Genomic DNA, 14904 nt, shown 5'->3' on the forward strand with positions numbered 1-14904 from the left:
TCGTTGCCTGCCGTCATCGTGATGACGGGGCGCTACAGGACGTGTTCAGAGAGTTCACTATGTCGGCAAACGAAAACCATACACCTAACGCCCTCCCTGCGGGCTACCGGTTTAATGAATTTGAAATCAAGGAAGTGATTGGCGGCGGCGGCTTCGGCATTGTTTATCGTGCCTGGGATCATCAGCTGGAACGCACCATCGCGATCAAAGAGTACATGCCCGTCTCGTTGGCGGTGCGTGCGGCGGATATGTCGCTGGAACTGCGCGGAGAGCGTTTCCATAAGCTGTTTACCGCCGGTCGTAATAGCTTTATTCAGGAGGCGCGCCTGCTGGCACGCTTCAATCATCCCGGCTTGCTGCACGTGCTGCGCTTCTGGGAAGAGAACGGCACCGCCTACATGGGCACGCTCTATTACAGCGGCATGACGCTGAAAGAGTGGCAGATCACCAGCCCGGACAGCATTGACGAGAGCTGGATCCGTCGTCTGCTACCGCCGCTGTTTGGCGCCATTGATACTATCCACGCCGCCGGTTATCTGCATCGCGATATCTCGCTGGATAACATCCAGATTCAGGAAAACCAGCTGCCGGTGCTGCTTGATTTTGGCTCGGCGCGCAAAGAGATCGGCAATCTCTCGGATGAAACCGAGATCATGCTGAAGCCCGGCTTTGCGCCGATTGAGCAGTACAGCGAAGAAGGCGAAATAGAGCAAGGTCCGTGGACCGATATCTATGCGCTGGGCGCGGTGCTGCACAACCTGATCACCGGCCATGCACCGCCGGTGAGCGTGGTGCGCTGCATTGAGGATAACTATCAGCCGCTGGTGGAGCGCAAGCCGCAAGGCTATTCGCTGCCGCTGCTGCACGCTATTGACTGCGCGTTAGCCATGAAGCCAGCAGATCGTCCGCAAAGCATTGATGCCTTTGCCAGCTTGATCGATCTGCCGGTCAGCGATGTCGAAGCGCTCTCCACCACTATTCCGCTCGTGGCTGAGCCGGTTGTGCCGGTGGAGCCGAGTGTTGCAACGCCGGAACCGCAAGTGTTGGCCGTCAATCATGCCGCTGCCACCGTTGAACCTTTGACGCCGCGCAACGTGCGTCGTTTGTCGCCAGGTTTAGTGGTGGCCGCTGCGATTGCGGTGCTGGCGGTTGTGGTGGTGGTTTGGAAAGCGAATCATCACAGAGAAGCACCGCCGGTTGCCGCCAGCACCGCTCCCGCTGCGCCTGCTGCCGCAGCAGGCAACAGTGTAGCGAGCAGCGCACCGACGGTAGCGACGGTTTATCTGCGTTTGCAGGCGGGTGAGAATGTGATGCTGAATGGCGAAGCCCGCGATGTGAAGCCCTCCTCCAGCGGATTCGCTTCACTGAATCTGGCGGCGGGGAACTATCGCATTGAGGTGCGTAACGGCAACCAGGTGCATAGCCAATCGCTGACCATCGATAAGCCGGGAACCTGGCTGATTAATCCGGCGCAGTAATCCGTATCAGCGCGCTGCCGAATGACTCTGCAGCGCTCTGACATCTGCTGCCAGACGCGTCAACGCCGCTTCCTGCATGCCACGCTTGCCCAGCTCCTGCTCCAGCGCGTAGAGATACTGGGCGTTGGTGCCGAGCGGACCGCTGGCCTGGGCAATCAACGGCGCAATGGTGCTGCGGCAGGAATCGGTTTCATACAGCGGATGACGCGGATCCATGATAAACACCAGCGCGGTAACGTTGCGTCCATCCTCCAGCTCCAGTTCACACCAGGTTGGCAGATAGCAGCCAGTAATCATTTCACGCTTCCACAGCAGCTCCAGCTCGTCATGCAAACGCGATTCCGGTAAGCGGAACGCCAGTCCGCTGGTGGAACCGCCCTCTTTCAGCGCCAGCATGCGGCCAGGCGCGGTTACGGTGCCGCGACCGGCAATCAGACGCAGGCAAAACGCACGGTGCCAGCCCTCTAAACGACCCGGCGCCACTTCGGCCGCTTCAAAAATGGGATTCCACATCAGCGAGCCGTAGCCAAAAATCCACACCGGGCTTTGGTCAGGACGACAGGCCAGCGTCGCGGACAGCGATGCCGCACGCTTTTCACAGCTCCAGAACAGCGCTTCATCAATATCGCCAAACGATGTTTTACAATCTGCTTTTAACAAAAATTCCCGCGTTAACACTGTGGTCTCCTCTACTACGCTGACATCTTGCCGGTGTGGTTCCTCAAAACTGATGTCTACAGGCGACGCTCATTGCATCGTCTTAAGAGAAGACATTAATTCATTTTTAACAAAACATTCAAGATTGACCCCGATCACAAAAGGGAAATTCTGTGTAAATAGCATCGGCTGCCTGGTGAGGAACTTGAATGGCGAAGGGAAAAGTGCGAGGCGGGCCGCACCGGCCCGCAAGACAAACTAGTTTTTAGGGTGCCACTTGTCATCGTCACCTTTTGAGTACTCATGCTTGACTGCTGCCCAGGCGACTTTGTGTGCCACCTCTTCGCGCGACTCATCGCCACGCCGGTCGTCGGGATCTTTGTATTGGTCCCAGGCGCTGTTAAAGGCCTTTTGATAGATGGTTTGTGCGTGAGCCGGCAGGACATGACGCACGCTGTCTGGCAGCTCTTTGTTTGATGAATAAGGCATATTTCCTCCTGTTTCATACCCAGGGTTTAAGTCTGGATCATCTGGGTCAAAACGCAAACTGGTACTTTCACTGAAAGATGGCGTAAAACAGGTTTAAACCTCTATAAACTTCACCCTATACGACGATTAACCAGACCAATCTCATCTTTAATTGGGTGAGTGAATCATGCAACATAATGAATACAGGCGTTAATCCAGCGATAACACACTCTTTTGCCGTGTTATGCATAATAAACGCTTTTGGTAAAATCGCGTAAAGTCACAGCAGCACAGCTGATGAAAAGTTACACTGCGTTACGTCAGAAAACTCATTATATTTATCAGGCAATGATTGCCTGCTTTGTACTTTTTCCGGAGAGGATGGTAAATGCCTGGACATGAGAAAACCCGCCATACCGAGTACTCACTGATTTTCCCCGTTGCTGCGCTGGCGGTGCTGAGCTTCTTCGGCAACCAGACAGCGCTTCTGCCGGTTATCGGCATCAACCTGTTGGCATTAGTTGCCATTCTGTTTAGCGCCTTCAGCGTGGTGCGTCACGCCGACGTGCTGGCACACCGTTTAGGCGAACCTTATGGCTCGCTGATTCTCAGTCTTTCCGTCGTCATACTTGAAGTGAGTCTGATCTCCGCGCTGATGGCCACCGGCGATGCCGCGCCCGCGCTAATGCGCGACACGCTCTACTCGATCATCATGATTGTGACCGCCGGTTTAGTCGGCTTTGCCCTGCTGCTGGGCGGGCGCAAGTTTGCCACGCAGTACGTTAATCTGGCGGGCGTAAAACAGTACATGATCGCCATTTTCCCGCTGGCGATTCTGGTACTGGTGTTCCCCAATGCGTTACCTGGCGGTAACTTTACGACTACGCAGGCGCTGATCATCGCGGCGATTTCTGCGGCCATGTACGGCGTATTCCTGCTGATTCAAACCAAAACCCACCAAAGCCTGTTCGTTTATGAGCATGAAGATGATGGCGACGATCCGCACCACGGTAAGCCTTCTGCGCACAGCTCGTTGTGGCACACCGCATGGCTGATCGTGCATCTGATTGCGGTGATTACCGTGACCAAGATGAACGCCAATCCGCTGGAAAGTCTGCTGACAGAACTGAACGCCCCGGCGCAGTTCACCGGCTTCCTGGTGGCGCTGTTGATCCTGTCGCCGGAAGGTTTAGGTGCAATCAAAGCGGTACTGATGAATCAGGTGCAGCGTGCTATGAATCTGTTCTTCGGTTCGGTGCTGGCGACCATTTCGTTGACGGTGCCTGCAGTGACCATCATCGCTACCCTGACCGACCAGCAATTGGTGTTCGGCCTTGAGCCACCGCAGATGGTGATCATGAGCGCCGTGCTGATCCTGTGTCACATCTCGTTCTCAACGGGCCGCACCAACGTGTTGAACGGTGCCGCGCATCTGGCACTGTTTGCCGGGTATTTGTTGACGATTATGCTGTAAGACTAGCGGTCGGCATAAATGCCAACCATACGGAAATCGTGCATGTTGTAGGATCGCCATAAATGGCGACAAGCCAATAAAAAAGGCGCCATCGGCGCCTTTTTCACATTTCAAAACAATCAGTTGCTGGTATCCAGCTCTGGGAAGCTCTTCACCAGATCGTCGATTGCTTTCATCTGCACCAGGAAGGGTTCCAGCTTATCAAGCGGCAGCGCGGATGGACCGTCGCATTTGGCGCTGTTTGGCTCTGGGTGCGCTTCGATGAACAGGCCCGCAATGCCAACCGCCATGCCGGCACGCGCCAGCTCGGCGACCTGCGCACGACGACCGCCAGACGCAGCGCCGAACGGATCGCGCGTTTGCAGCGCGTGGGTAACGTCGAAGATCACTGGGCTATTTTGGGTGACGTTCTTCATCACGTTGAAGCCGAGCATATCGACAACCAGGTTGTCATAGCCGAAGTTGCTGCCGCGATCGCACAGGATAACCTGATCGTTGCCGCCTTCGACGAATTTGTCGTAGATGTTACCCATCTGGCCTGGGCTAACAAACTGGGGCTTCTTGACGTTGATTACCGCGCCGGTTTTCGCCATCGCTTCCACCAAATCGGTCTGACGCGCGAGGAAGGCCGGCAGCTGAATCACATCAACCACGTCAGCCACCGGCTGCGCCTGCGATGCTTCATGCACATCGGTGATGATTTTCACGCCGAAAGCCTGCTTCAGTTCCTGAAAAATCTTCATGCCCTCTTCCAGGCCAGGACCACGATAGGATTTGATTGAAGAGCGGTTCGCTTTATCAAAAGAGGCTTTGAATACGTAAGGGATCCCGAGTTTGTCGGTGACCTCAACGTAGTGTTCGCAGATGCGCATGGCGAGATCGCGCGATTCCAGCACGTTCATGCCGCCGAAGAGAACGAATGGCAGATCGTTTGCGACCTTGATATCGCCGATATTCACTACTTTCTGTGTCATGCCCTTTCCTTTCCTTTTATCGGGTAACGCTTAGTGCAGCGTTACCTGTTTCTGTTCAATTGCGTGAATCTGCACTTTAATCATCTCGCTGACCGGATCTTCAGGACACTGTTCAACGAAATAGGTCAAATCATTCAGCGCGATGTGTTCACACTCTAATTGCGCGTAAATCAAACCACGGTCGCGAATCTCGTAAGGATCGTCAGGATCGATCTGCAGCAGCACTTTGCTGACGTTCAGCGCCAGCTCCATCTGCTTCTCTTCCATCAGCGCGGATTTCAAGGTGTCGAGCATCTTGCGCATCACGTTGATGGTCTTGGCTTCGTCGAGATCGTCGTTATACAGCTTGGCGGTTGGGCTGATGTTGCCTTTCAGCCACACTTCCAGCGTATGCGTATCCAGCGTTTCGCCGTTGAACGGGTTGATCAGCCACATTTCGCCATCTAACCAGTCGGCACGCAGAATCAGCTGTGTCGGGAAAATCACCGGCATCAGCGGCAATTCCAGCTCATCGGCGATGTGCAGCAGGATCACGCCCAGCGACACCGCCGTGCCCTGACGGCTCTTCAAGACTTTGTCGATCCACAGCGCGTCGGAGAGATTGTAGACGCCGCTGGCGCCGCCAAATCCCCACTGACGATAGAACAGCTCCAGCAGCTTACCCAACTGCAAATCGGCGTCCTGTTCGCTGCTGACGTACTCACGGGCTTCATCTACCAGCGCCGCCAACTGTTGTTGCACAGAAGGCGCGGAAAAATCATTGCGTATGGCGCATGTGGCGCCAATCACCGCTTCACTCAGCGGTGTTTTACTGTAATCGAGTTGCTCTGGCGAGGTCATACAATCCCCAATAACGGCATTTTGGTCATCGCCAGCTTAATCACAAACAGCAACGCTACGATTGCAATCAGGAAGGCGATCCAACGTGTCCCCATTTTACGTGGGCGACGGCTCAATGCCACGGAACCTAAGGCGATGTAGATAATAACCGCTAACAGCTTCTCCGTCAGCCAGCTTCCTTGCGGTGTGAACGGATAAAAATGCGTAATCATCACCAGCAGCGCACCGCTTAACAGCAAAAAGGTGTCGTTAACGTGCGGCGCAATGCGCACCCAGCGGCGTTGCAGCATCGCTGAGCCGGTGGTTTGCCAGTAGAAGCGCAGCAAAAACAGACAAATCGTCAGCGCGACGGTCAGCAAGTGAAAGTGTTTAATCAGGGGATACCAGCTCGCCATCGTTATTCCTTATTAAAAAAATTGTCCTAGTGTGACGCGCGGATTACCGCCGTAATCGTCAACGGTGCTCACCGCCTGATAACCGTGCTGCGTCATGATGGCGCGCACGGCAGCACCTTGCTGCCAGCCATGTTCCAGCAGCAGCCAGCCGCCAGCGTGCAGCCAGTGCGGTGCGGTGTGAATGATAAAACGTAAATCGGCCAAACCCTGATCGTCCGCCACTAACGCGCTGCGCGGTTCAAAGCGCACGTCGCCCTGCTGCAGATGTTCATCGGCGGCATCAATATAGGGCGGATTGCTGACAATCAGATCAAAACGTTGGGCGGGAAGATCGTTAAACCAGTTGCTGAGGATGAAGCGGGCGTTATCAATGTGCAGACGCTGCGCATTGTCCTGCGCCAGTTCCACCGCCGCCGCGATGCGATCGCAGCCGATAACCTGGCAGCCTGGCCGTTCGCTGGCCAGCGCCAGCGCAATCGCGCCGGTGCCGGTGCCTAAATCCAGCAGTGAAGTCGCGGCGGCAGGCAGATGCGCCAGCGCTTGCTCCACCAGCACTTCGGTGTCCGGACGCGGGATCAGCGTGGCATCACTGACGCGTAACGGCAGCGACCAGAATTCACGCTCGCCGACCAGATGCGCAATCGGCTCGCCGTTGACGCGGCGCGCCAGCAGCGCATTCAGTTGTTCCAAATGCTGCGCGTCCAGTTCCGCATCGTCAAAGGCAATCAGCCAACTGCGCGCTTTGCCCGTCACAAAACCCAGCAATATTTCCGCATCGCGCTTCGGGCTGTCGCCGCCACAGAGCGCTACCACAGCCTGCTGTAGCCAGCGACGGATGATCATTAATCCTGTCCAGCCAGCGCGGCCAGCTGATCGGCTTGATACTCCTGCACAATCGGCTCTATCAGCGCATCCAGCTTGCCTTCCATCACCTCATCAAGACGGTAAACCGTGAGGTTGATGCGGTGATCGGTGACGCGGCCCTGCGGGAAGTTGTAGGTGCGGTTACGATCCGAACGGTCGCCGCTGCCGAGCAGGTTACGACGCGTCGAAGCTTCAGCGGCATTACGCTTTGCCGTTTCCGCCGCGTGAATACGCGCACCCAACACCGCCAACGCTTTGGCTTTGTTTTTGTGCTGTGAACGTTCGTCCTGACACTCCACCACAATGCCAGTTGGCAAGTGGGTGATACGAATCGCGGAATCGGTGGTGTTAACGTGCTGACCACCGGCACCGGAAGAACGGAAGGTGTCGATTTTCAAATCGCCGGCGTTGATTTCCGGCATTTCCGCTTCGGGCAGTTCCGGCATGACCGCAACGGTACAAGCCGAGGTGTGAATACGGCCCTGCGATTCGGTTTCTGGCACGCGCTGTACGCGATGGCCGCCCGATTCAAACTTAAAGCGGCCATACGCGCCATCGCCGATGATGCGGGCGATCACTTCTTTATAGCCGCCGTGCTCACCTTCGTTGGCGCTGATGATCTCAACCTGCCAGCGACGCGCTTCGGCGTAACGGCTGTACATACGGAACAGATCGCCGGCAAAAATCGCCGCTTCATCACCGCCGGTTCCGGCGCGCACTTCGACAAAGCACGAACGTTCATCGTCGGGATCTTTCGGCAGCAGCAGCACTTGCAGCTGTTGTTCCAGCGCTTCACGCTTCTCACGTGACAGCTTTAATTCTTCCTGCGCCATCTCGCGCATTTCCGGGTCTTCCAGCATCATTTCGGCAGTTTCAACGTCTTCCTGCACCTGCTGCCATTCGCGGAAACAACGGGTGACGTCGCTAAGCTGGGCATATTCACGTGATAACGCACGGAAACGATCCTGATCGGCAATCACGCCGGCATCGCCCAGCAACGCTTCCACTTCCTCGTGGCGTTCCTGGAGCGCTTCCAGCTTGGCAACAATAGAGCTCTTCATGTAATAGCGGGTATCCCAGTGATAGGTCGTGACTGACCAGATTACTCTAAACCGAGGCTGTCACGTAAGATCTGCAGGCGTTCGCTGTCGCCATCGCGCGCGGCCTGCTGCAGTGATTTGGTTGGTGCATGAATTAAACGGTTGGTCAGCTTGTGTGCCAGTTCCTGTAGCACTTTTTCGGCGTCAGCGCCCTGCTGCAGCGCGGCCAGCGCGCGTTCCTGTAACTCGGCGCGCACCTGATCGGCCTGCGAACGGTATTCACGGATGGTCTCAACCGCGCTTTGCGCGCGCAGCCAGGCCATAAATTCGCCGCTCTCCTGCACCACAATGCTTTCAGCCTGCACGGCGGCGGCTTTGCGCTGCGCCATGTTCTGCTCGATGATCGCTTGCAGATCATCAACGCTGTAGAGATAGGCGTTCGCCAGCTTGCCCACTTCCGGCTCGACATCGCGCGGTACGGCGATATCCACCAGCAGCATCGGCTGATTGCGACGCGCTTTCAGCGCGCGCTCCACCATCCCTTTACCGATAATCGGCAGCGGGCTGGCGGTGGAAGAGATAATGATGTCGGCATCGGCCAGACGGGTTTCGATATCGCCGAGGCCAATCACTTCTGCCCCCACTTCATCGGCCAGCAGCTGTGCGCGTTCGCGGGTGCGGTTGGCGATCATCAGCTTCTTGACGGAGTGTTCACGCAGATGACGCGCCACTAACTCGATGGTTTCACCAGCGCCGACCAGCAGCACGTTAACGGTGCTGAGAGATTCAAAAATTTGACGCGCCAGTGAACAGGCAGCGAAGGCGACCGATACGGCGCTGGCGCCAATCTCGGTTTCGGTGCGCACACGCTTGGCCACCGAGAAGGTTTTCTGGAACATGCGCTCCAGTTCACTGCTCAGCGCGTGGTCGCGTGACGAATCAACAAAAGCTTTTTTAACCTGACCTAAAATCTGTGGTTCACCCAACACCAGTGAATCCAGCCCGCTGGCCACGCGCATCAGATGGCTGACCGCCGCGTTATCCTGATGCCAGTAGAGGCTGTTGCGCACATCCTCTTCACGCAGATCGTGATAGTTACACAGCCAACGCACCAGCTTCTCCTGCAGGTCGGCTTGCTGCTCTACACTGAGGTAGAGTTCCGTACGGTTGCAGGTCGAAAGGACCACACCGCTCTGCACCATCGGCTGGGACAGCAGGCTATTCAGCGCCAGTTCCAGCGTGTCTGGTGTAAACGCAACGCGTTCGCGTAGCGCAACAGGTGCAGTTTTGTGGTTGATTCCGAGTGCAAGCAGCGTCATGTGATTCGGGTTGGGATATCCCAAGTGTTGTCAGGGTTTTGTGCAGCGCATTCTACAAGATGCCACAGGTCAAGAAAAGCCATACAAAGCCTATGACAGTAATAAGATTAAACTGATCGTGCGCAATTATTGCCATAACAGCATTGACGGCTTACATGCGGATGGTTAGCGTTACCTGTTACGAAGTAAAAACGTGTCTGAGGAGATGACCACGTGATGCATTTGCCCCCGCGCAAGTTACTGCGCCTTTTACCCCTTGCCAGCGTGTTACTGGCTGCATGTACCATTAACAAACCACAAGGTCCGGGCCCAAGCACCACGTCACCGCAATGGCAACAGCATCAGCAAGCCGTGGCGAAAATCAGCCAGTATCAGACGCGCGGTGCGTTCGCTTACCTGTCGGATAAGCAAAAAGTGTATGCACGCTTTAACTGGCAGCAAACCGCTGCGGATCGCTATCGCCTGCTGCTGACCAATCCGCTTGGCAGCACCGAATTGCAGTTGGATGCGCAAGGTTCCGTGGTGCAGATCGTGGATAACAAAGGCAAGCGCTACGTGAGTAACGATGCCGAGAAGATGATTTCACAGCTTACCGGCATGGATATCCCGCTCGCCAATCTGCGTCAGTGGATGATGGGCTTGCCGGGCGATGCCAGCGATTATCAGCTGAATAACAATTACCAGCTGCAAAGCCTGAACTACAGCCGCAACGGTCAGCAGTGGAAAGTGAACATCTCTGATTACGACAGCAAAGTGAATCCGCCGCTGCCGGCCAATCTGGAGCTGTCTGAAGGCGGTCAGCGCATTAAATTACGCATGGATAGCTGGACCACTCAATGATCACCACGTGGCCCGCGCCAGCAAAACTGAATCTGTTCCTGTATATCACTGGCCGTCGTGCTGACGGCTACCACAATCTGCAAACGCTGTTTCAGTTCCTCGATTACGGTGACACGCTGGAAATCACACCGGACAGCAGCGGCAAGATAACGCTGCTGACGCCGCTGACTGGCGTGCCGGATGACGAGAACCTGATTGTGCGTGCTGCGCAGGCGTTAAAAACCGTTGCCGCTGCGCGTGGCACCTTGCCCGCGCAGGCCGGTGCCAGCATCGCGCTGGAGAAGCTTTTGCCGATGGGCGGCGGGCTTGGCGGCGGCTCTTCAGATGCGGCAACGGTGTTAGTGGCGCTGAATCATCTGTGGCAAACCGGATTAAGTGTTGCTGAGCTGGCGACGATTGGCATCAAACTGGGCGCGGATGTGCCAGTGTTTATTGGAGGTCACGCGGCCTTTGCAGAAGGCGTGGGCGAACTATTGCAGCCGGCTGAACCGGCAGAAAAATGGTATCTGGTGGCGCATCCAAGCGTGAGCATCGCGACGCCTGATCTGTTCCGCGATCCCGAACTGACGCGCGATTCACCAATCCGCACATTAGATGAACTGTTACAGCGTCCTTTTCACAATGATTGTGAGGCTGTGGCAAGAAAACGTTTTCGTAAGGTTGATGAGCTGCTTTCCTGGCTGCTAGAATACGCGCCGTCGCGCCTGACTGGGACCGGAGCTTGTGTGTTTGCTGAATTTGACACCGAATCCGACGCACGTCAGGTGCTGGAGCTTGCCCCGAAATGGATTTGCGGATTTGTGGCGCGCGGGCTTAACCTCTCGCCGTTGCAGCGCACACTTTCTGGGCTAAAAGCGTCTACGTGACAGTGTCACCCGTTCCAGACACTGCATGTTGCGCATTAACACACCCGTATGAACATGCTCTTTGGTATTCGCCGGTTACTCTAGAGCCGTTCATTCTCTGGACGCCAAGCCTGAGGTTCTTCTCGTGCCTGATATGAAGCTATTTGCTGGTAACGCCACCCCGGAACTAGCACAACGTATTGCCAACCGCCTTTACACTAGCCTCGGAGACGCCGCTGTTGGCCGTTTCAGTGATGGTGAAGTAAGTGTACAGATTAACGAAAATGTACGCGGTGGTGATATTTTCATCATCCAGTCCACCTGTGCCCCCACCAACGATAATCTGATGGAGCTGGTTGTGATGGTCGACGCCTTGCGTCGGGCTTCTGCTGGTCGTATTACTGCTGTCATTCCTTACTTTGGCTATGCGCGTCAGGACCGCCGTGTGCGTTCTGCTCGTGTACCGATCACTGCCAAAGTGGTTGCCGATTTCCTTTCTAGCGTGGGCGTTGACCGTGTTCTCACCGTTGACCTGCATGCTGAACAGATTCAGGGCTTCTTTGATGTCCCGGTGGATAACGTCTTCGGCAGCCCAATCCTGCTGGAAGATATGCTGCAAATTGGCCTGGAAAATCCCATTGTAGTTTCCCCAGACATCGGTGGCGTAGTGCGTGCGCGCGCCATCGCCAAACTGCTCAACGATACCGATATGGCTATCATCGACAAACGCCGCCCGCGCGCGAACGTTTCGCAGGTGATGCATATTATTGGTGACGTTGCGGGTCGTGACTGTGTACTGGTCGACGATATGATCGACACCGGCGGTACGCTGTGCAAAGCGGCTGAAGCGTTGAAAGAGCGCGGCGCGAAACGTGTTTTCGCTTACGCTACTCACCCAATCTTCTCCGGCAATGCGGTGGAAAACCTGCGTAAGTCGGTGATTGACCAGGTGATTGTCTGCGATACCATTCCGCTGTCTGAAGAGATGAAATCTCTGCCAAACGTGCGTACTCTGACGCTGTCTGGCATGTTGGCCGAAGCGATTCGTCGTATCAGCAACGAAGAATCAATCTCCGCGATGTTTGAGCATTAATTCATCGCGTGAAACCGGGCCTCGTGCCCGGTTTTTCTTTGCACCCTGCCCTCAATCTGACTCACCGATTAAGCCACTTTCCCCATTGATATTTGCGCGATAAATTTCGTTAAATCTCGCTATTCTCGCTGCCATCCACTCTTTTCTGGTGACTCGCATTGCCGCCCTTTAGCGGTCCAATGTTTAATGCTATTTTCTTCCCACTTTTTCCCCGAGCTCCGACCACTATGACTCTCGACCTCTACACGCTGTTTGTTTGCGAGCTCTTTGTGCTGGGGTTTTTAAGTATCATTTTGATTTTTGCCTGGATCGGTGCGCAGTATGATCGCGTATTGGGCTGCACCACGCTGGCGCTGGTTTTAACCCTGGCGGCGGTGTTCCTTAGCAGCTTACGCAGTGCGGGATTCCATTTTTTACCGGTCGCGGTCGGCAACGTCATGCTGTTGCTGGCTTATGGCAATCTGCTCAATGCCTTCCGCATCTTCTGCGGAAAAGCGATTGGCCTCAGCTGGTTAGGCGGCGGTTTGTTGTGGGCGATTTTGTGCCTGTTCCCCGCGTTTTATCACAGCCAGCCGAAGCGCGTGCTGGTGGTTTGCCTGCTGTGCATCATCTATACCGGCGCGCTAATCCGCTTGCTGTGGCGCGTGCGCGCGTCGTTGACCGTCACCTTCTGGCCGGCGCAAATCCTGCTGTGGATCCATTTGCTGTTTCACGTGGCGCGTATCTTTCTGGACGATGCGGTGGCGACGCCGGTGCGCGGTGCGATTGGCGGTTCCAGCTTCTCGGTGTATGTGATTCTTGAATCGATCCTGTTTGTTATTGGCCTGAGTTTCACCATTCTGGCGATGGTCAACGAACGCACGCAAATCGCCCATAAACTGGCATCAATGCACGATCCGCTCACCAGCGTGTGGAACCGCCGCGCGCTATTCGAGCAGGCAGATAAAATGTTATTGCGCAGCGCGCGACAGTCACAACACTTTGTCTATAGCGCGGTGCTGTTCGATCTGGACCATTTTAAAAGCATCAATGACCGTTTCGGCCATCAGCAAGGCGATCAGGTTTTAATCGATTTTTGTCAGGTGGTGCAGGCGTTGATGCCGGAGAGTGGACATTTTGCCCGTTTGGGTGGCGAGGAGTTTGCTGCGATCATTCCCGGCGATGCCGAGCAGGCGCAGCGGGTATGTGAACGTATCCGTTTGGCGACACAGCTGTCGCAACCTAACGACGTGCGTTATACCGTCAGCATCGGCTTTGCCACCTCGCTGCAGCCTGGCGAACCCTTCCCGCCGTTGCTGGCGCTGGCCGATGAAGCGTTGTACCGCGCAAAAGCCAGCGGCCGTAACCGCATCGAACGTTATCTCGCGCAGTTACAGCCGCCGCAGCAAACCGTACTCACTTAATGTGATGAGTGATTGCGACGGCAACGCTTATCGCCGTAATGACGTAACCAGTAATAACGATCTTCCACGCGCTCACGTCCGCTGACACGCGCGCCCACCAGCCACAGTAAAGCGCCAACGAAGATGCTGAACATCGCACCGTGCGCGAGGAATTGCGGCAGGTTGAGTGAAGGAAGCTGGTTGATAATGGAATAGCCGACGCCTAATACCATCGTCAGTAAACCCAAACACATCAAACCGTTACCTACAAAGCGGCAATTTTGACGTTTCATGATCCACCTCCATCCTTTTAAAAGCAAAACAGCACGTATGGTTAACTAGCCATAAGCTTAGGCAATACCTGCCGCTTAAGTTGCGTACAGGATCACATATCCTTCACAACCTTTGACAAATCTTTACCGCCAGCGCCTTGATTTCGATAGAAAATGATTAGTCACGTAGAGACATTATCTGTGGCGCGTGGCCTTTGTCATCCGTGCCGCCAGGCAGTAAACTATCGCCCTTTCCGCAGCAAGACAGGATAAACATCGTGAGCAGCATTAAACTGATTGTGGGGCTGGCCAATCCAGGCGCTGAATACGCCGCAACCCGCCATAACGCTGGCGCCTGGTATGTCGATTTACTGGCGAGCCGCAACAATCAGTCGTTAAAAGACGAGCCAAAGTTTTATGGCTACACCGCGCGCCTGTCGCTGGCGGGAGAAGATGTGCGCCTGCTGGTGCCCACCACTTTTATGAATCTCAGCGGCAAAGCGGTGGCGGCGATGGCGACCTTTTATCGCATTGCGCCAGAAGAGATTTTGGTAGCGCACGATGAGCTGGATTTACCGCCGGGCGTGGCGAAATTCAAGCAAGGTGGCGGCCACGGCGGCCATAACGGCCTGAAAGACATCATCAGCAAGCTGGGCAACAACAATAATTTTCACCGTTTACGCGTGGGTATTGGTCATCCTGGCGACCGCAATAAAGTGACCGGTTTCGTGCTGGGTAAGCCGCCAGCCAGCGAACAAAAGCTGATTGATGATGCCGTAGACGAAGCGGTGCGCTGCACCGAACTGTGGCTGAAAGAAGACAAGATTAAGGCGATGAACCGCCTGCACGCGTTCAAGGCGGGCTAAGGCCAATTCCCGCGCCGCAGAAGGCAATTCTGTGTATAATGCGCGAAATTTTTTGAATCTGTCGGCGCTATTGAACAGCGCTGCGCACTCAGTGAGA

General features: G+C 55.3%; 16 protein-coding genes. 7 read left to right on the forward strand and 9 right to left on the reverse strand.

Features of this window, described 5'->3' with window-relative positions; all coding sequences use genetic code 11:
* Nucleotides 1–59 precede the first annotated feature (59 nt).
* Nucleotides 60–1478 carry a serine/threonine-protein kinase gene (locus tag DEU53_RS05995; RefSeq protein WP_110866343.1) on the forward strand — a complete coding sequence of 473 codons (1419 nt, stop codon included), beginning with the start codon at nucleotides 60–62 and terminating at the stop codon, nucleotides 1476–1478.
* Nucleotides 1479–1484: 6 nt separating this feature from the next.
* On the opposite strand, the gene DEU53_RS06000 is transcribed toward DEU53_RS05995, so the two are convergent.
* Together DEU53_RS06000 and chaB are read right to left on the reverse strand one after the other, a co-directional pair.
* A complete protein-coding gene (locus DEU53_RS06000) occupies nucleotides 1485–2156 on the reverse strand; it encodes a gamma-glutamylcyclotransferase (RefSeq protein WP_168197458.1) in 672 nt (223 codons plus the stop codon).
* Between the two features lie 237 nt (nucleotides 2157–2393).
* Nucleotides 2394–2624 carry a putative cation transport regulator ChaB gene (gene chaB / locus DEU53_RS06005; RefSeq protein WP_101764116.1) on the reverse strand — a complete coding sequence of 77 codons (231 nt, stop codon included), beginning with the start codon at nucleotides 2622–2624 and terminating at the stop codon, nucleotides 2394–2396.
* Between the two features lie 367 nt (nucleotides 2625–2991).
* On the opposite strand from chaB, the gene chaA reads away from it, so the two are divergent.
* Nucleotides 2992–4077: a sodium-potassium/proton antiporter ChaA gene (gene chaA, locus DEU53_RS06010; RefSeq protein ID WP_110866345.1), complete on the forward strand. Its 1086-nt coding sequence runs from the start codon at nucleotides 2992–2994 to the stop codon at nucleotides 4075–4077.
* A 119-nt stretch (nucleotides 4078–4196) separates the two neighbouring features.
* On the opposite strand, the gene kdsA is transcribed toward chaA, so the two are convergent.
* The 6 genes from kdsA to hemA are packed head-to-tail and all read right to left on the reverse strand — an operon-like array spanning nucleotide 4197 to nucleotide 9509.
* Nucleotides 4197–5051 (reverse strand): 3-deoxy-8-phosphooctulonate synthase, encoded by an 855-nt coding sequence (gene kdsA / locus DEU53_RS06015; protein WP_101764114.1) that lies wholly within the window; start codon nucleotides 5049–5051, stop codon nucleotides 4197–4199.
* 30 nt (nucleotides 5052–5081) lie between these two features.
* Nucleotides 5082–5891, reverse strand: coding sequence for an invasion regulator SirB1 (sirB1, locus tag DEU53_RS06020; protein ID WP_110866346.1), 810 nt, complete (start codon nucleotides 5889–5891; stop codon nucleotides 5082–5084).
* On the reverse strand, nucleotides 5888–6286 hold the full coding sequence (locus DEU53_RS06025; protein WP_101764112.1) for a SirB2 family protein: 399 nt from the start codon (nucleotides 6284–6286) through the stop codon (nucleotides 5888–5890). Before DEU53_RS06025 ends, sirB1 begins: the two co-directional genes overlap by 4 nt.
* A gap of 12 nt (nucleotides 6287–6298) precedes the next feature.
* Complete coding sequence (gene prmC, locus DEU53_RS06030; RefSeq protein ID WP_110866347.1) at nucleotides 6299–7129, reverse strand: peptide chain release factor N(5)-glutamine methyltransferase; 831 nt, start codon at nucleotides 7127–7129, stop codon at nucleotides 6299–6301.
* On the reverse strand, nucleotides 7129–8211 hold the full coding sequence (gene prfA, locus DEU53_RS06035; protein WP_101764110.1) for a peptide chain release factor 1: 1083 nt from the start codon (nucleotides 8209–8211) through the stop codon (nucleotides 7129–7131). Before prfA ends, prmC begins: the two co-directional genes overlap by 1 nt.
* Before the next feature lie 41 nt (nucleotides 8212–8252).
* Nucleotides 8253–9509 (reverse strand): glutamyl-tRNA reductase, encoded by a 1257-nt coding sequence (gene hemA / locus DEU53_RS06040; RefSeq protein WP_110866348.1) that lies wholly within the window; start codon nucleotides 9507–9509, stop codon nucleotides 8253–8255.
* 216 nt (nucleotides 9510–9725) lie between these two features.
* Between hemA and lolB the strand changes: the two genes are divergently transcribed.
* The 4 genes from lolB (at nucleotide 9726) to DEU53_RS06060 (ending at nucleotide 13690) form a co-directional block, all read left to right on the forward strand.
* Nucleotides 9726–10349 (forward strand): lipoprotein insertase outer membrane protein LolB, encoded by a 624-nt coding sequence (gene lolB / locus DEU53_RS06045; RefSeq protein ID WP_101764109.1) that lies wholly within the window; start codon nucleotides 9726–9728, stop codon nucleotides 10347–10349.
* Entirely contained in the window at nucleotides 10346–11215 is an 870-nt protein-coding gene (gene ispE, locus DEU53_RS06050; protein ID WP_110866349.1) for a 4-(cytidine 5'-diphospho)-2-C-methyl-D-erythritol kinase, read from the forward strand. The genes lolB and ispE overlap by 4 nt, the downstream gene beginning before the upstream one ends.
* A 124-nt stretch (nucleotides 11216–11339) precedes the next feature.
* Nucleotides 11340–12287, forward strand: a complete 948-nt coding sequence (prs, locus tag DEU53_RS06055; RefSeq protein ID WP_006118899.1) for a ribose-phosphate diphosphokinase — start codon at nucleotides 11340–11342, stop codon at nucleotides 12285–12287.
* Nucleotides 12288–12514: 227 nt separating this feature from the next.
* Nucleotides 12515–13690 carry a diguanylate cyclase gene (locus DEU53_RS06060; RefSeq protein ID WP_110866350.1) on the forward strand — a complete coding sequence of 392 codons (1176 nt, stop codon included), beginning with the start codon at nucleotides 12515–12517 and terminating at the stop codon, nucleotides 13688–13690.
* Here DEU53_RS06060 and ychH read toward each other — a convergent pair.
* A complete protein-coding gene (gene ychH, locus DEU53_RS06065; RefSeq protein ID WP_061723496.1) occupies nucleotides 13687–13962 on the reverse strand; it encodes a stress-induced protein YchH in 276 nt (91 codons plus the stop codon). The two genes, DEU53_RS06060 and ychH, sit on opposite strands and share 4 nt — an antisense overlap.
* A gap of 257 nt (nucleotides 13963–14219) precedes the next feature.
* On the opposite strand from ychH, the gene pth reads away from it, so the two are divergent.
* A complete protein-coding gene (gene pth / locus DEU53_RS06070; protein ID WP_008107639.1) occupies nucleotides 14220–14807 on the forward strand; it encodes an aminoacyl-tRNA hydrolase in 588 nt (195 codons plus the stop codon).
* Nucleotides 14808–14904: the final 97 nt, after the last annotated feature.

Source organism: Pantoea sp. AG1095, from assembly GCF_003208415.1.
GTDB classification, from domain to species: domain Bacteria; phylum Pseudomonadota; class Gammaproteobacteria; order Enterobacterales; family Enterobacteriaceae; genus Pantoea; species Pantoea leporis.